Source organism: Limosilactobacillus sp. WILCCON 0051, from assembly GCF_039955095.1.
Taxonomy (GTDB): Bacteria; Bacillota; Bacilli; order Lactobacillales; family Lactobacillaceae; genus Limosilactobacillus; species Limosilactobacillus allomucosae.
On the sequence record NZ_CP154878.1, the window covers coordinates 195,793 to 210,707 of the forward strand.

The 14,915-nt window shown below is 49.1% G+C and carries 13 protein-coding genes; 12 read left to right on the plus strand and 1 reads right to left on the minus strand.

Translation table 11 applies throughout. The features are described from left to right. Positions 1 to 43 precede the first annotated feature (43 nt). Positions 44 to 2,359, minus strand: a complete 2,316-nt coding sequence (gene helD / locus ABC765_RS00825; protein ID WP_347980510.1) for an RNA polymerase recycling motor HelD — start codon at positions 2,357 to 2,359, stop codon at positions 44 to 46. 175 nt (positions 2,360 to 2,534) lie between these two features. On the opposite strand from helD, the gene ABC765_RS00830 reads away from it, so the two are divergent. The 12 genes from ABC765_RS00830 to arcA all read left to right on the plus strand — a co-directional run bounded on the left by ABC765_RS00830 (position 2,535) and on the right by arcA (position 14,628). Further along, positions 2,535 to 3,482, plus strand: coding sequence for a Ppx/GppA family phosphatase (locus ABC765_RS00830; RefSeq protein WP_006499373.1), 948 nt, complete (start codon positions 2,535 to 2,537; stop codon positions 3,480 to 3,482). After that, positions 3,469 to 4,743 (plus strand): hydroxymethylglutaryl-CoA reductase, degradative, encoded by a 1,275-nt coding sequence (locus ABC765_RS00835; protein WP_347980511.1) that lies wholly within the window; start codon positions 3,469 to 3,471, stop codon positions 4,741 to 4,743. Before ABC765_RS00830 ends, ABC765_RS00835 begins: the two co-directional genes overlap by 14 nt. Further along, a complete protein-coding gene (locus tag ABC765_RS00840) occupies positions 4,740 to 5,711 on the plus strand; it encodes an IpaB/EvcA family protein (RefSeq protein WP_347980512.1) in 972 nt (323 codons plus the stop codon). The genes ABC765_RS00835 and ABC765_RS00840 overlap by 4 nt, the downstream gene beginning before the upstream one ends. A 16-nt stretch (positions 5,712 to 5,727) precedes the next feature. Beyond that, the gene (locus ABC765_RS00845) at positions 5,728 to 6,444 is read left to right on the plus strand and encodes an NAD-dependent protein deacylase (protein ID WP_347980513.1); all 717 of its coding nucleotides are present in this window, start codon (positions 5,728 to 5,730) and stop codon (positions 6,442 to 6,444) included. 84 nt (positions 6,445 to 6,528) lie between these two features. Continuing rightward, complete coding sequence (locus tag ABC765_RS00850) at positions 6,529 to 7,383, plus strand: DUF72 domain-containing protein (protein WP_347980514.1); 855 nt, start codon at positions 6,529 to 6,531, stop codon at positions 7,381 to 7,383. Between the two features lie 71 nt (positions 7,384 to 7,454). After that, a complete protein-coding gene (metG, locus tag ABC765_RS00855; protein WP_347980515.1) occupies positions 7,455 to 9,479 on the plus strand; it encodes a methionine--tRNA ligase in 2,025 nt (674 codons plus the stop codon). Continuing rightward, complete coding sequence (locus tag ABC765_RS00860; protein WP_347980516.1) at positions 9,479 to 10,273, plus strand: TatD family hydrolase; 795 nt, start codon at positions 9,479 to 9,481, stop codon at positions 10,271 to 10,273. The genes metG and ABC765_RS00860 overlap by 1 nt, the downstream gene beginning before the upstream one ends. Positions 10,274 to 10,284: 11 nt before the next feature. Next, positions 10,285 to 10,857, plus strand: a complete 573-nt coding sequence (rnmV, locus tag ABC765_RS00865; protein ID WP_347980517.1) for a ribonuclease M5 — start codon at positions 10,285 to 10,287, stop codon at positions 10,855 to 10,857. After that, entirely contained in the window at positions 10,847 to 11,740 is an 894-nt protein-coding gene (gene rsmA, locus ABC765_RS00870) for a 16S rRNA (adenine(1518)-N(6)/adenine(1519)-N(6))-dimethyltransferase RsmA (protein WP_347980518.1), read from the plus strand. Before rnmV ends, rsmA begins: the two co-directional genes overlap by 11 nt. 90 nt (positions 11,741 to 11,830) lie before the next feature. Next, the gene (locus tag ABC765_RS00875; protein WP_347980519.1) at positions 11,831 to 12,073 is read left to right on the plus strand and encodes a Veg family protein; all 243 of its coding nucleotides are present in this window, start codon (positions 11,831 to 11,833) and stop codon (positions 12,071 to 12,073) included. A gap of 152 nt (positions 12,074 to 12,225) precedes the next feature. Further along, positions 12,226 to 13,077, plus strand: a complete 852-nt coding sequence (gene ispE, locus ABC765_RS00880; protein WP_347953964.1) for a 4-(cytidine 5'-diphospho)-2-C-methyl-D-erythritol kinase — start codon at positions 12,226 to 12,228, stop codon at positions 13,075 to 13,077. Between the two features lie 327 nt (positions 13,078 to 13,404). Beyond that, complete coding sequence (gene arcA, locus ABC765_RS00885) at positions 13,405 to 14,628, plus strand: arginine deiminase (protein WP_006499384.1); 1,224 nt, start codon at positions 13,405 to 13,407, stop codon at positions 14,626 to 14,628. The last annotated feature ends 287 nt before the right edge of the window (positions 14,629 to 14,915 follow it).

Sequence of the window (14,915 nt, forward strand, 5' to 3'; positions counted from 1 at the left end):
AAAAAAGTCCCCGTGCAGATTGGCACGGGGACTTTTTGAATTGTCAGGATTCTGTAGTTTCCAAAAGCTGGGTTGCGTTTTGCTTGATCACCGAACTGACGGGACCAGCACTGATCAAAGTCAGCTCATGCATTGCGCGGGAGGCCATAGTATAGATCAAGCCAACGGCACGCTCGGCTGGCAGGTTTTGGTCTGAGACGTTCCAGGCAATTGCAGCGTCAAACTCCAATCCTTTGGCCAGATAGATTGGCAAGACAACAATACCGACTGGCAGCACGCTGTCTTGGCTGTCGAGCAGATGCACGATCGACTTAAACTGGCGGTGCAGCGTTTGGTAGACTTGCTTGGCCTGCGCGCGGTCCTTGGTTAAAACGGCAATCGTTGCGTAGCGCTCATGCAAAATTGCGGTCTGCTGCAAAAGCGCGGCGGCGGCATCGGCTGAATCAGCGGCAGTAATCAGTCGCGGCTTGGCGCCATGTCTGGTAAACGAGATGATCTGATCGCCATCTGGCAGCAGGCTCTTGGCAAAATCGGTAATCTCCATGGTTGATCGATAACTGCGCTTGAGTTCGATCAAGTTGGGATGCTTGAAGGCCAGGGCATCGTTTAGCTGCTGCAAAAGCTGACCGGGCAGCTGAAGCGGTTTAAAGAGGGCCTGCTCGCTGTCGCCAAGAATCGTAAACCTGGCTTTAGGGAAGGCGTGCTTCAGATAGATCAGCATGGCCAGTGAGTAGTCCTGCATCTCGTCAATAAAGACGTATTGAAAAGAACGATTCTGACCGCTGCCGCTCATCAAGTCGCGCAGATACATCAGCGGTGCCGTATGCATTAGAGCGATGCGATGATACTCAAGCTGCTGCCGATAGCCAAAGAGCATGGACTGCCAGTCGCTGTTTTTGACTGCTGCGGGCCGGCTGAGCTGCTGCAGAAATTTTTCGTATTGGCTGTTAAAGTCGATGAAGTAATCGTTATAGATGGCATCATAGACGATCCGGAGCCGCTTTTTGGCCAGCTGATAGGAAAGATAGGCATACTGTTCATCTTCATCGGCAAAGTCGTCAATGGTTTTCTGGCCATACAGATTATGCAGGCCAATGACGTCTTGATCGTTAAGTTCCTTGGCGATCCAGTCGCTTTTGGCAACGTCTTGAATGCGGCTCTTCAGTTCTTTGATCAAGGCGTTTTTGGTTTTCAACAGGCGATCGGCAATCGTCATGGCTGCTGGCTGTGCTTGATAGATCGCCTGGATATGTTCGGCACTGAAAAACGGCTGCTGTCTAAAGTTCAAATCAGTAAAGCAGATTGCATTTGGGTGCTGCTGGAGAAATTCCAGATATGCCTTGACTTGATGCATGCAGTCGGCGCCTTCCAGATAATTGGCAATGTCGAGGCTGATAGCGGGGTTTTGCGATCGCGTCTCGTAGCGTTCAAACAAGGATTCAACGTTCAGTCCTTCAAAGCGGCGTCTTAAAAATCCTTCCAGCGTTACCTGACGCATGTTGCGCTCACCCAGGCTGGGCAGCACGTCAGAGATATAGTGGCTGAACAAAAGGTTGGGGCTGAACAAGACGATCTGATCGGCATTGAGTGCGGTTCGGCTATGATAAAGCAGATAAGCGATTCGCTGCAGAATAGCTGAAGTCTTGCCGGATCCTGCCACCCCCTGAACCAGCAGCAGATCGCTTTTGGTATCACGAATAATATCATTTTGTTCTTTTTGGATCGTCGCCACGATATTTTGCATGTACTGGTCGTTTTGATGACCTAAAGCTTCCTGCAGCATTTGATCGCCAACGGTCTCATTGGTATCAAACATATTGATGATCTGACCATCTTTAATGGTAAACTGCCGCTTTTTGATCAGCGTCGTTGACTGAGTGCCAGCCGGTGTCTGGTATTGGACCTTGCCCAGCGTACCGTTGTAGTAGATTCCAGAAATCGGCGCGCGCCAGTCATAGACGATAAAATCGGTCTTGTCATCGTTCATTAAAGAAGCCGTACCGATGTAAAGCGATTCGGGCTCTTTTTCGCCGGGATCCAGAATGTCGATGCGGCCAAAATAAGGCGATTCCCGCAGCTGCTGCAGGGTCTGCAGCTGATGACGCAAGATGGTCTCGTTTTCGACCGTTCGCGCCACCAATTGCCGCTGCTGCTCAAGCTCAGAGCGGGATTCGGCAATATCATCGACTTCATAGCGGTTGATCGAGGCGTTTTCGCCAAAGTTCTTTTCCACGGCCCGCGTTTCCTGGTGGGCACTGTCTAAGGCAGCCTGCGTTTTTTTGATCTGGGCGTCAATCTGCTGAATCGTCCAGTCAACGCGCTGCTGTTCAAGTTTTCGTTCTGAGTATTCGTCTGCCAAGCTGAATTCCTCACTTTTCCAAAAAATTAGCTTAACTATTTTAGCACGTCCGAACATCGATTGCGGCTAAACCGAATTTTAATGGCAAAATCGGTGTTTATAGCGAAAGATAATGGTAACATTAAATGGATATTGAAAAAATTAATGATCAACAAGTAAAGCGGAGGTGAAAGTGGTGGAAAACCTCGCGATTGTTGACCTGGGATCAAATTCAGCTCGAATGGCGGTAACTGAAATCTCTCCGGATGGGAAGTTTCGGGAAATCAAGCGCGTTAAGGAAAATACGCGTCTTTCGGAAGGGATGGGTCATGAAAAGATTCTCCAGCCCGAGGCAATGGAACGTACAATCCAGGCAATCAAGCACTTTAAGCGTCAGTATCAAGGTCTGCCCAATCTGCAGGTCCAGGCGATTGCAACGGCAGCAGTGCGGCAAGCCAAGAATCGACAAGAATTTCTTCAACGGGTCAAACAAGAAACCGGTCTGACGGTCCGCGTTCTTTCCGGCTATAAAGAAGCATATTATGACTATTTAGGCGTGGTGCGCACCCTTAAGCTCAATCACTGCCTGATTCTGGATGTTGGCGGGGCCAGCTGCGAACTGGTTTTGGTCCAGCATCGCAAGGCCAGAGATCTGATCTCATTGCCGATTGGCGCGGTCAACCTGTCTGAGCAGTATCATCTGGGCGGATACGTGCGCAGTGCCGACCTTTTTAAGGCCCAGGCAGCCGTCTGTGATCGACTCAATAAGATTCCGTGGCTGCGCTATGCTACTCGGATGCCGATCGTCTTGTTAGGAGGCGCCAATCGAACGCTGGCTCGGATGAGTCGTTCGTATCGGCATAAAAATCGCGGCTCGATTCATGGCTATCGCTTAACGTCGCGAGTGGTCTACGCGACCTATCGCGAGCTTTTGAGCCGCAATCTGGCCCAGCGCAAGAAAATGCCCGGATTAGAACCAGATCGAGCCGACATCATTATTGGCGGCATGCTGCCATTAGTGACGCTTTTGGAGCGCAACAGCGATGGCCGCGTTATTTTTTCGGAAAGCGGCGTGCGGGAAGGAATTATTACCGAATACATTCAGCAGCGCGAAAAACGGAGTCAAAACGATGAAAAACAATGATCTTAATCATGATTGGATGCATGGCCTCTACCGCTTGCCAACCAGCCAGCGGCAGCAGATTATCAGTGATCAGTTTTCATTAAAGGATGATCAGCAGGCCTTAATGAAGGAGAATGCCAGCCAGCTTGGCAGTCAGCTGATTGAAAACTATCTGACCGACTACCGCTTGCCAGAAGGGGTGGTAACCAACCTGGTCGTCAATCACAAGACCTACGCCGTGCCAGTGGTTACCGAAGAGCCTTCCGTCGTAGCGGCCGCCTGTAATGGTGCTAATCGGGCAGCTTTAAGCGGCGGTTTTACGGCTCCGGCAGCTGAGCGGGCAATGCTGGGGCAGGTGGTTTTAAAAAACGTTGCAGACCCTGCAGCACTAAACAAGTGGCTGCTTGAACACGAAGCCGAGATCCTGGCGGTTGCCAATGCCGCGCATCCCTCAATGCAAAGACGCGGCGGGGGCGCCAAACGGATCAGAATCAGACCGGCAGCACCGTTTGTCAGCGTTGATCTGATCATCGGCGTGGGTGAGGCAATGGGCGCCAATACCGTCAATACGATGGCTGAGGCAGTCGCCCATTACTTAAAAGAGCAGGGCTATGACGTCTTAACGGCAATCTTGAGCAACGCGGCCTTTATGAGCCTGCAGTCGGCTGCTTGTCGGGTCAGCTTTAAGAACCTGGCAACGGCAACGATGAATGGCGAAGTCGTGGCACAGCGGATTGCTGAATTAAGCCAGCTGGCGCAAGTCGATCCATATCGGGCGGCTACTCACAACAAAGGAATCATGAACGGCATTGACGCACTGATGATCGCCAGCGGCAATGATTGGCGAGCAATCGAAAGCGGCGCGTATGCCTATGCAGCAAGCAGCGGTCGGCTTAAAGGACTCAGCACCTGGGAAATTGACGGTGATGCCTTATTGGGCCGGATAAAACTGCCATTGCCAGTAGGAACGGTCGGCGGCTCAATTGGGCTTAACCCTTTGACCAGGCTCAACTTTAAGATCAATGATATTCATTCCGCGGGTGAATTGGCCAGGGTAGCTGCCAGTCTCGGTTTGGCACAGAATCTGGCTGCACTGCGGGCTTTAGCAACCAGTGGCATTCAGGCTGGTCATATGCAGATGCAGTATCGCTCGCTGGCTGTTGCAGTAGGCGCGACGGCAGCTGAGGTTCCGGTTCTGGTCAAGCGTCTCAAGAAACTGCCGCAGGTTAATCAGGATATTGCCAAGCAAGCACTTCAGGAACTGAGAAAGGACTCATTATGACAGAAGAACAACCAATTAAATTGAATCAAGAGGCCCAAAGTCTGTTGGATGCCGTTAATGCCATCTATCCGCAGGGCAGCGTCTTTGTCCAGTTTGAAGGCGAGAAATCTGGCTGGCTCAGACACGATCAGGCCCGTCAGACAACGCTGCCTGGCGGTTTGGTAATTACGGTGACTGATCTAACGGCCCCTGACTATACTGCTTCACATGAGCTGCTGCATTTATTGATGCTTTTACGCGGCTTTCCGCAGATTTTCTTTCAGCTTTCATTAGGCAGTGAGGAGCTGGACGAACAAATGATGATTATGGCAACCGATCTTTACGATACGGTCATGCATCGGGTAGTTACGGCTGAGCAGCGCAAGCACGGCTTGATTGACGATCAGATCGAAGCAGAGTATTTTAAAGGCATCGAACATACCTTGACGCCTGAATCCGATCAGGCTGACGATGAGCGAACGATGCGGCTTTTGACGATTTTGGATGCCCTGGTCTTTTACGGTACCGGCGATCACCTGGCAGAATATGAAGCCAAGCTGACCAAGCTTTACCCAGCTGCAACCCAGGCAGCCGTGGCAATGTATGAAAAACTGGTCGCCAAGCCGATCAATTCGCCGTTTGACCTGCGTCGCAACGTCGTCAAGCTGTTTGAGCTGTTTGATGAGCAGATGACGGCCTGGGAGCTGCCTAAGCTGCACAACAAGGAATTCGTTACGCTGTCGCCGGTTTTAAGCGAACGGCAATTACGGTTGAGCGTTCGGCAGGTATTTGAGATTTTCCATTCCGACATGAAAGATCGTAAGACTGGCAAGCGGGCCTACATCGGCGTACGGCGCAATGATGGACAGAACTCGTTTACGATTCCGGCTCCTGAAAACGATGCACCGGCTGAATTCTTGAAACTGTATGATGAGCCGGTTGAAAAACTGCTGACGGATCTAAACGTGCCATTTATCGTTAGAAAATAATTAAGGAAGTGGTTTGATGGATGCTAAAGATCAAGAATTGTTCGATCAGGCAAAGCAGATTGTCTTTTTGACCGGCGCCGGCGTTTCAACGGCTTCGGGAATTCCGGATTTTCGCAGTGCCAATGGCTTATATACGCAGAATCACAATGCCGAATATTATTTGAGCCACCGCTATTTTGAAACTGATCCGGATGGCTTTTATGAATTCTGCAAGCAAAATCTGTATTTTCCCGATGCACTGCCCAATCCGATCCATCAAAAGCAGGTCGCCTTGGCACTTCAAGATCGCGCAACGATTATTACCCAAAACATCGACAATCTTTATGAAGTGGAATTTCAAAAACAAGGTGCCAAGCCGCGACATTTAATTGATTTTCACGGCAATCTTTACCATGTCTATTGTGAAAAATGCGGGCAGACGGTACCAGTCAGTGAGTATCTAGACAGTCGGCTGCACCAGACTGATCAAGGGCCGCTCCGTCCTGACATCGTCTTATACGATGAAGGCATCAAGCAGGATGATATTCTCGACTCCGTTCATGCGATGCAAAAAGCCGATCTGGTCGTAATCGTCGGTACCAGCATGCGCGTCTATCCATTTGCCGGACTATTGGAGTATCGCAATCCGCAGGTCAAAGTGATGGCAGTCAATCAAGAAAAGCTTGACTTCCCATTTCCATTTGAGATGATTCAAGCCGATGCCACCAGCTTTTTTGCCGAACTGCGCGCTTAAAAGCTACTGAAGGCCCAGCCTGCTGCTGCAAGCTGAGCCTTTCTTAATCTCGATGCATAGTTCCAAGGCGAAAGGAATGGTTTTGTGACCCAGATTACGCTTGGTTTGACGACCTGGTCAGAGCATCCCGCGCTGATTGATGGTCAACGGCAGACAACAACGCTTAATGAATATGCTCAGCATTTTCCGACCGTTGAGATCGATACGTTTTTCTATGCTTTGCCTAAATCGGCGACTGTCCAGAAATGGCTGACCGAGGTGCCGCGCGACTTTCAGTTTATCGTTAAGGCACACCGGCTGATGACTCAGCATGAGAACCTGACCGAGCAGGACTCGTCATTAGAGGAAGTATTTCAAAAATATTGCGCTGCCATCATGCCATTGATTGCCGCTGGTCAGCTGAAATGCGTCCTGTTTCAGTTTCCACCGTTTTTTGATGCACAGCTCGATCATATCGACTATCTGCGGCGGATTCGTCTACTAATGGGAAATCTGCCAATCGCCGTTGAGTTTCGCAATGCCAGCTGGTACCAGCCAGCGATTCTCCAGCCACTGACCGAATTTTGCCGCGATCTGCAGCTTACGCTGGTTGCTGCTGATGAGCCGCACGATACCTTGACCAGCGTGCCGTTTTATCTGATTACGACCAATCCCAAGCTGGTAATGATCAGACTGCATGGCCGCAATCGCGAGGGCTGGGATCATCCAGACAAAGAGTGGCGAAAGAAACGGACGCTGTATCGTTATTCAACCAGTGAACTGCAGGGGTTGGCGACTTTGATTCAAAACCTTGCGCCGGCGCCTAAAGAAGTCTGCGTCATCTTCAACAACAACTCAGGCAAAGACGCAGCGCCCAACGCTTTGGAACTGCAGAAAATCTTGCATCTTGAGTTTAAGGGATTGGCACCGCATGATCCCGAACAGCTGAATCTGTTTTAAAATCAAGAAAAAACCGCTCATTTTATGTTAAACTAAAGATTATTAAATCCGTATTAGAAAGAAGGGCCAACATGGCTGAACAAAAACCAACCTACTACATTACGACACCAATCTATTATCCATCTGGCAAGCTGCACATCGGTAATTCCTATACTGAGATTGCCTGTGACGCCGAAGCTCGCTTCAAGCGTCTGGATGGCTATGACGTTTTCTTTTTGACGGGGACTGACGAACACGGTCTCAAGATTGAAGAAAAGGCTGAGAAGCTGGGGATGGAGCCACAAGCCTACGTTGATGAGATGGCAGCCGGTATTAAAAAACTGTGGAAAAAATTGGAAATCTCCAATGATAAGTTTATCCGGACCACGGACGACTATCATGAAAAAGCCGTGCAAAAGATTTTTCAAAAGTTCGTTGATCAAGGCGACATCTACAAGGGCGAATACGTTGGCTGGTATTCCGTCGATGATGAGGAGTACTTTACGGAAAGCCAGCTGGCTGAGGTTTACCGTGACGAAAACGGTAACGTAATCGGTGGCAAGGCGCCATCTGGTCATGAGGTGGAACTGGTTAAAGAAGAGTCTTATTTCTTTAAGATGAGCAAGTACGCCGACTGGCTGATGGACTACTACAAGGAACACCCTGACTTTATCGAGCCTCATACGCGGATGAACGAAATGCTCAAGAACTTCCTGGAACCTGGTCTGGAAGATCTGGCCGTTACGCGGACCTCATTTAACTGGGGCGTTAAGGTGCCTGGCGATCCTAAGCACGTCGTATACGTCTGGATCGATGCCCTGTCCAACTATATTACGGCACTTGGCTATGGCAGCGATGACGACAGCCTGTTTAAGAAATACTGGCCAGCCGATGTGCACATGGTTGGTAAAGAAATCGTGCGGTTCCACACCATCTACTGGCCAATCATGCTGCACGCGCTGGGGCTGCCGCTGCCAAAGCACGTCATCGGTCACGGCTGGCTGACGATGAAAGATGGCAAGATGAGCAAATCTAAGGGCAACGTGATCTATCCTGAAACACTGGTTGATCGTTATGGCCTGGATGCTACGCGCTATTATCTGCTCAAGGCAATGCCATTTGGCAACGATGGCGTGTTCAGTCCGGAAGATTTTGTCGACAAGGTCAATTTTGATCTGGCAAATGATCTGGGGAACCTGCTTAACCGGACCGTTGCCATGATCAACAAATACCAAGATGGCGTCTTGAAGGGCGAAAATGCAGCTGCCACTGATTACGATCAGGACCTGGAAGCCACGGCAGCTCAAGCCTTTGACGAATACAAGGACTTGATGGACAAGACGCACTTTGCTGATGCATTGAGCGCTATCTGGAAGCTGATTGCGCGGGCCAACAAATACATTGATGAGACCACGCCATGGCTGCTGGCTAAAGATGAAGCCAAAAAAGACGAGCTTTCTGACGTCATGACGCACCTGGCCAAGAGTCTGCGCATGGTAGCCGCAATGCTGCAGCCGATTATGACGCACGCGCCAAAAGAAATTTTGGATCAGCTTGGCCTGCCAAAAGAAGATATCGCCTTGACTGATCTGTCATTTAACGACTTCCCTGCTGAAGCTAAGGTCGTGGCCAAGGGGACGCCAATCTTCCCACGTCGCGATGTCGAAGAAGAAGTGGCCTTCATTAAGAGTCAGATGAGCGCCAACCAAAAGGCCAAGGGTCGCAAGGCAATGGCTGAGGCTGCCGAAAAGGCCAAGGCGCAAGCTCAGCTGCCAGAAATGAAAAAAGATATTCGAATCGATGTTTTTGACAAGGTGGATCTGCGGGTTGCTCAAATCAAGGCTGCTGATCATGTCGAAGGCGCCGACAAGCTGCTTAAGTTCCAACTGGACGATGGCACGGCTGAGGGTCGCCAGATCTTGTCTGGAATCGCGCAATGGTATCCAGATCCAAGCGTCCTGGTCGGCAAGAAGGTCTTGATCGTTGCCAACCTGAAGCCTCGTAAGATGCGCGGTGAATTGAGTCAAGGCATGATCCTTTCTGATGAGGATGCTGCCGGCAACGTTCAAGTCGTAACGGTACCGGAAAACATGCAGCCAGGGACGACGGTCTGCTAATGGCTGGGTTAAAACCTGAATTAAAGATCTATGATTCGCATACGCATCTGAATGACGATGCCTTTTATGATGATGTACCGGCCTATCTGGCACGAGCTCAGCATTTTGGAGTTGTTGAAATGAACATGATCGGCTCCAATGAACTGCTTAATCAGCGGGCCATTGAGCTGGCACGCCATTATAAAGGACTGCATGCCGTGATTGGCTGGCATCCAGAAGATATTGCCCGCTTTAATAATGCCGCCGAAGAACTGCTCTTAAAACAGCTGACGGATTCTGTCGTTGTGGGAATCGGCGAAATCGGTCTGGACTACTTTAACGATGAGCACTCACCGCATGATGAGCAGAAGCGGGTCTTTGAGCGTCAGCTGGCGATTGCCAGAGACTTAAGGCTGCCGGTCTCGATCCATTGCCGTGACGCTCTGGCTGATACCTATCAAATTCTCAAAAACGCGCACGTAGAGGAGTTTGGCGGGGTCATGCACAGTTTTAACGGCGATGTTGAATGGGTGCAGCGTTTTTTGGATCTGGGGATGGCAATCTCCTACAGCGGCGTCGTGACGTTCAACAGTGCCAAGGACGTTCAAGCAGCCATGCTGGCAACGCCGCTCGATCATCTGCTGGTTGAGACCGATGCTCCCTACCTGACGCCAGTGCCGTATCGCGGTCAGCGAAATGAACCGGGCTTTACGCGTTTTACGGTTGAAAAAATTGCCGAGCTGCGTGAAGAATCACTAGAAGACGTTGCCAGGGCAACTTATGAGAATGCCAGTCGATTATTTTTGAATCACTAATGAAAGGCCTTATGGAAAAGATTAAAGAAGTCATCGTTGTCGAGGGCAAGGATGATACCAAACAAATTGCTAAGGCCGTCAACGCCGACACGTTTGAGACAAACGGGTCGGCGTTGTCGTCAAAAGACCTTAGCCAGCTAGCAAAACTACAAGCAGCACGTGGCTTGATCGTTTTTACGGATCCTGATTTTAATGGCGAGCGGCTGCGCAAGATCATCAGTCAAGCCGTTCCAGGCGTCAAGCATGCCTTTATCAGACGCGATCAGGGCGTGCCGAATGAAGCGCATGGCAGCCTAGGCGTTGAGCATGCCGATCCAGCGGTCATCAAGGAAGCTCTGGCACATGTCTATACACAGGAAACCGCGCCAGAAATGACGATCACGACTGCCATGATGCGCCAGGCCGATCTGACGGGCGGCAGAAATGCCCGTGCTCGGCGGGAACGGCTGGGACAGCTGCTGGGAATCGGCTATGGAAATGCCAAGCAGCTGCAGAAACGGCTCAATATGTTCCGCATCAGCCAAGAACAGTTTGAAAAAGCCATTGAAAGAATCAACCAGGAGGAAAAAAGCGATGAGCAGTAATCCGGAAATCGGCAGTCTGAATCGGACCCGAGCCATTATGAAAGAATATGGCATTCACGCCAAAAAAGGCTATGGCCAGAATTTTTTAACGGATCTCAACGTTTTAAAAAATATCGTTAAAGCAGCTGCCATCACCAAAGAAGACAATGTGATCGAAATCGGTCCTGGACTTGGTGCCTTGACCGAGCAGCTGGCACAGGCTGCTGGCCAGGTAGTGGCTTTGGAAATCGATACGGATCTGCTGCCGGTTTTGGGTGAGGTGCTTTCTCCGTATGACAACGTTAAAGTGCTTAACCAAGACGTGCTGAAAGCGGATCTGCCGGCACTGATTCAAGAACAGTTCGCTGATCCGAGTCGGCCGATTAAAGTGGTTGCCAATCTGCCTTACTACATTACCAGTCCAATCTTGATGGGCCTGTTGGAAAGCCCGGTTGCCTGGTCGGCGATCTGCGTTATGATGCAAAAAGAGGTTGCGCAGCGCTTAACGGCTCAGCCAGGAACCAAGGAATACGGCTCGCTGACGCTGGCGATTGAGTATCGCATGCAGGCCCGAATTGCATTTGGCGTTTCACGTCACGCCTTTGTGCCAGCGCCTAACGTAGATTCGGCCATCGTGGTTTTAACGCCGCGTACGGAGCCGTTGATCGTTAAGCCGTTTGATGAGCGCCGGTTCTTTGGCTTTGTAAAGAGCTGTTTTGCTCATCGTCGCAAGAGCCTGTGGAACAACCTCAAGCCCTTGGCTGGTAAGGATGCTGCTAAACAGGCTGCTATTCAGGACGTGCTGGCGGAGTTAAGCATTTCACCACAGATTCGGCCAGAAAAATTAACCTTGGAGCAGTTTATTGCTTTAGCTAATCAACTTCACGTCCAAAAACTGCTTTAAAAAATAAATTGATTTTTGGGTAGTCTTGTGATAAAATTTGACTTTTTAAAGATTCTTGCCGTATAATGTTTCTTTGTGAGGTGAGAATACATGCCAACGACAATTGCAGGCATCAAGGAAAAGCTTGATGCACAGGTAGGCCAAAAAGTACTGGTCACGGCGCAGGCTGGTCGTAAAAAGGTTACCCAGCGTCAAGGCATTTTAAGCGAGACGTATCCAGCAATCTTTATCGTTAAGCTTAACAAGCGTGAAGGTTCTTTTGATCGGGTTTCTTACAGTTATGCCGATCTCTTGACCAATAATATTTCTTTGACATTCGAAGAAACTGAATAGCTCAGTAAAAGCATCGTGTTTAACGCGGTGCTTTTTTGTTTAGCAGCAGGGAATCCTTAAGGCTGGCTTTAGTCTTTGAGCAATAGTTGCAACTCGGTCAGCCACATTTGTATAATAATTAAAATTACTTGTCAAAAAAGGGGGGTATGACCTTGATCATAACTGAAAAAGCTCCCGCTAAAATCAATCTGGCTTTGGATACCCCAATGCGCTATATTGATGGTCTGCCGCGCTGGAATATGGTGATGAACTCCATTGATCTCGCGGATTACGTTACAATTGAGACGCATCAGCATCAGCATCGTATCAAGGTTTATACCGACAGCAGCTTTTTGCCTAATGACCAGCGTAATCTTGCCTACCAGGCTGCCCATATTCTTAAAAATCGTTTTCACATTGATGAGGGCGTGACGATCAACATTCAAAAACGAATCCCAGTGGCAGCTGGTTTAGGCGGTGGCTCATCAGACGCAGCGGCTGTCTTACGAGCACTTAATCAAGGCTGGAATCTGGGACTTTCTTTAAGAGAGCTTGCTCAGCTGTCGCTTTCGATTGATTCTGACGTGCCCTACTGCGTCTACAGTCAGACCGCCCATGTAACGGGACATGGCGAACAGGTCGAGGTGTTAAGACCGTTTCCGCATTACTGGGCGGTCGTGGCCAAGCCTAAGATCAGCGTTTCGACACCAACGATTCTGCGGCAGATCAATTATGAAAAGCTGCAGCATCTGAATGTTGATTCACTGGTCGACTGTATTCAAAACGGTCGCTGGCAAGAATCGTTTGCTTATATGGGCAACGTTTTGGAGCCGGTCACGATGAATGAATATCCTGAGATTCGTCAGCTCAAGCAGCGCATGGAAAAGCTGGGAGCGGACGTGGTTCAGATGAGCGGTACGGGTCCAACCGTTTTTGCGCTTTGCCATAATGAGTCAAGAGCACGCCGGCTGCATAACAGCTTATGCGGTTTCTGTCGGGAAGTATATTTAGCCATGCTTTTATAGTCCAAAAGCGTCAGACACGTTGCAACGTGGTTTGACGCTCTTTTATTCATTTTGCAATTATAAGTAATGAACACTAGCGAACTTTACAACTATTAGTCTGTTTAAAAACAGTCATTTTCAAAATTATTTAAAAAAATGATATTCTCATTCTATGCATTATTCTACTAAAATATATTCATAAATTGATTGCTTGAGTATATTTAAGAAAGCGTATTCATTTTATATTAAATGGCCGCCAAACCGTTGATTTTAAAGGATTGACAACGCTTACTCGACGGGTTATATTAAGAACGTAGTCAAGTAAGAAAACAAAGGAGTGACTGTATTATGCCAAGTCCAATTCATGTAACTTCGGAAATTGGCAAGCTGAAGACGGTTATGCTGCACCGGCCTGGTCGTGAAATTGAAAACATTACGCCAGATTCGATGTACCGTCTGCTGTTCGATGACATTCCATATTTGCCAATCGCGCAAGAAGAACACGATTACTTTGCTCAAACGCTGCGCGACCAAGGCATTGAAGTTCTCTATTTCGAAAAGCTGGCTGCTGAGGCACTGGCTGACCAAGACGTTAAGGAAGAATTCGTTGACCGCATGGTTGCTGAATCCGGCTACGCAGCTGGCTTAATCCACGACGTTTTGAAGGAATACCTGCTGGCCATGAATACGCAAGACATGGTTAACAAGATCTTCGAAGGGGTTCGTCGCGAAGAAATCGATCTCCCACACATGACGCTGCAACAAGCTGCTGAAGACACTGAATGGCCATTCGTAATGGACCCAATGCCAAACGCATACTTTACGCGTGACCCACAGGCTTCAATCGGTGATGGTCTTTCCATCAACCGGATGACGTTCCCAGCTCGTCAGCGTGAATCCTTAATCACTGAATACATCATCAAGCACCACCCACGGTTTGCAGGTCAAGTCAACGTATGGCGCGACCGCAACCACGAAACGCACATTGAAGGTGGGGACGAACTGGTATTAAGCGACCACGTATTTGCGATCGGTATTTCCCAACGGACGACTGCCGATGCAATCGAAGACATCGCCAAGAACCTGTTCAAGAAGTCAAACTACGACACGGTCATTGCCATCAAGATTCCACACAACCACGCAATGATGCACCTTGACACTGTCTTTACGATGATCGACTACGACAAGTTTACTGTTCACCCAGCAATCTTGGACGAAAACGGTCATGTTGACAACTGGGTACTGCACCCAGGCAAAGACGGCGAAATCACGATGGAACACCACACGGACATCAAGGAAGTGCTTAAGAAGGCCCTGAACAAGGACGACATTGACTTGATCCCAACTGGTAACGGTGACCCAATCATCGCTGCCCGTGAACAATGGAATGACGGCTCTAACACGCTGGCTATCGCACCTGGTGAAGTTGTTACCTACAACCGTAACTACGTATCCAACGATCTGCTGCGCAAGCACGGCATTTTGGTTCACGAGGTTCGTTCAAGCGAATTGTCTCGGGGTCGTGGTGGTCCACGTTGCATGTCCTGCCCAATCGTTCGTGAAGACCTCTAAAAGCAGGCATGCGGCTTGACCGCATTAAAACAGGCGCCGATCAATGAGATTTGGTGCAGATTAAAAGCGAAAGTTGGATCATCGCGATATGAATTCGCAACGGTACGACTTTCGCTTTTTTCGATTAAGAATTAAAATAATATTAGACAATTCTCAATCATTTATTTTTTTAAGGTGTGTAAGGGTTCAGAGGTGGGCGATTGAGTAGGAGTCGAAGTATTTTTAAGTCATTTAAGCGGCTTTAGGTTTGATTAGTTTAATGATGAGTGTTCTAGTCGATCTACGAA

What these genes read in the sequence shown, in the direction of transcription:
- ABC765_RS00835 (WP_347980511.1), top strand. Translation starts at nt 3,469, where the DNA reads ATGAAAAACAATGATCTTAATCATGATTGGATGCATGGCCTCTACCGC.
- ABC765_RS00840 (WP_347980512.1), top strand. Translation starts at nt 4,740, where the DNA reads ATGACAGAAGAACAACCAATTAAATTGAATCAAGAGGCCCAAAGTCTG.
- ABC765_RS00845 (WP_347980513.1), top strand. Translation starts at nt 5,728, where the DNA reads ATGGATGCTAAAGATCAAGAATTGTTCGATCAGGCAAAGCAGATTGTC.
- metG (WP_347980515.1), top strand. Translation starts at nt 7,455, where the DNA reads ATGGCTGAACAAAAACCAACCTACTACATTACGACACCAATCTATTAT.
- ABC765_RS00860 (WP_347980516.1), top strand. Translation starts at nt 9,479, where the DNA reads ATGGCTGGGTTAAAACCTGAATTAAAGATCTATGATTCGCATACGCAT.
- rnmV (WP_347980517.1), top strand. Translation starts at nt 10,285, where the DNA reads ATGGAAAAGATTAAAGAAGTCATCGTTGTCGAGGGCAAGGATGATACC.
- rsmA (WP_347980518.1), top strand. Translation starts at nt 10,847, where the DNA reads ATGAGCAGTAATCCGGAAATCGGCAGTCTGAATCGGACCCGAGCCATT.
- ABC765_RS00875 (WP_347980519.1), top strand. Translation starts at nt 11,831, where the DNA reads ATGCCAACGACAATTGCAGGCATCAAGGAAAAGCTTGATGCACAGGTA.
- arcA (WP_006499384.1), top strand. Translation starts at nt 13,405, where the DNA reads ATGCCAAGTCCAATTCATGTAACTTCGGAAATTGGCAAGCTGAAGACG.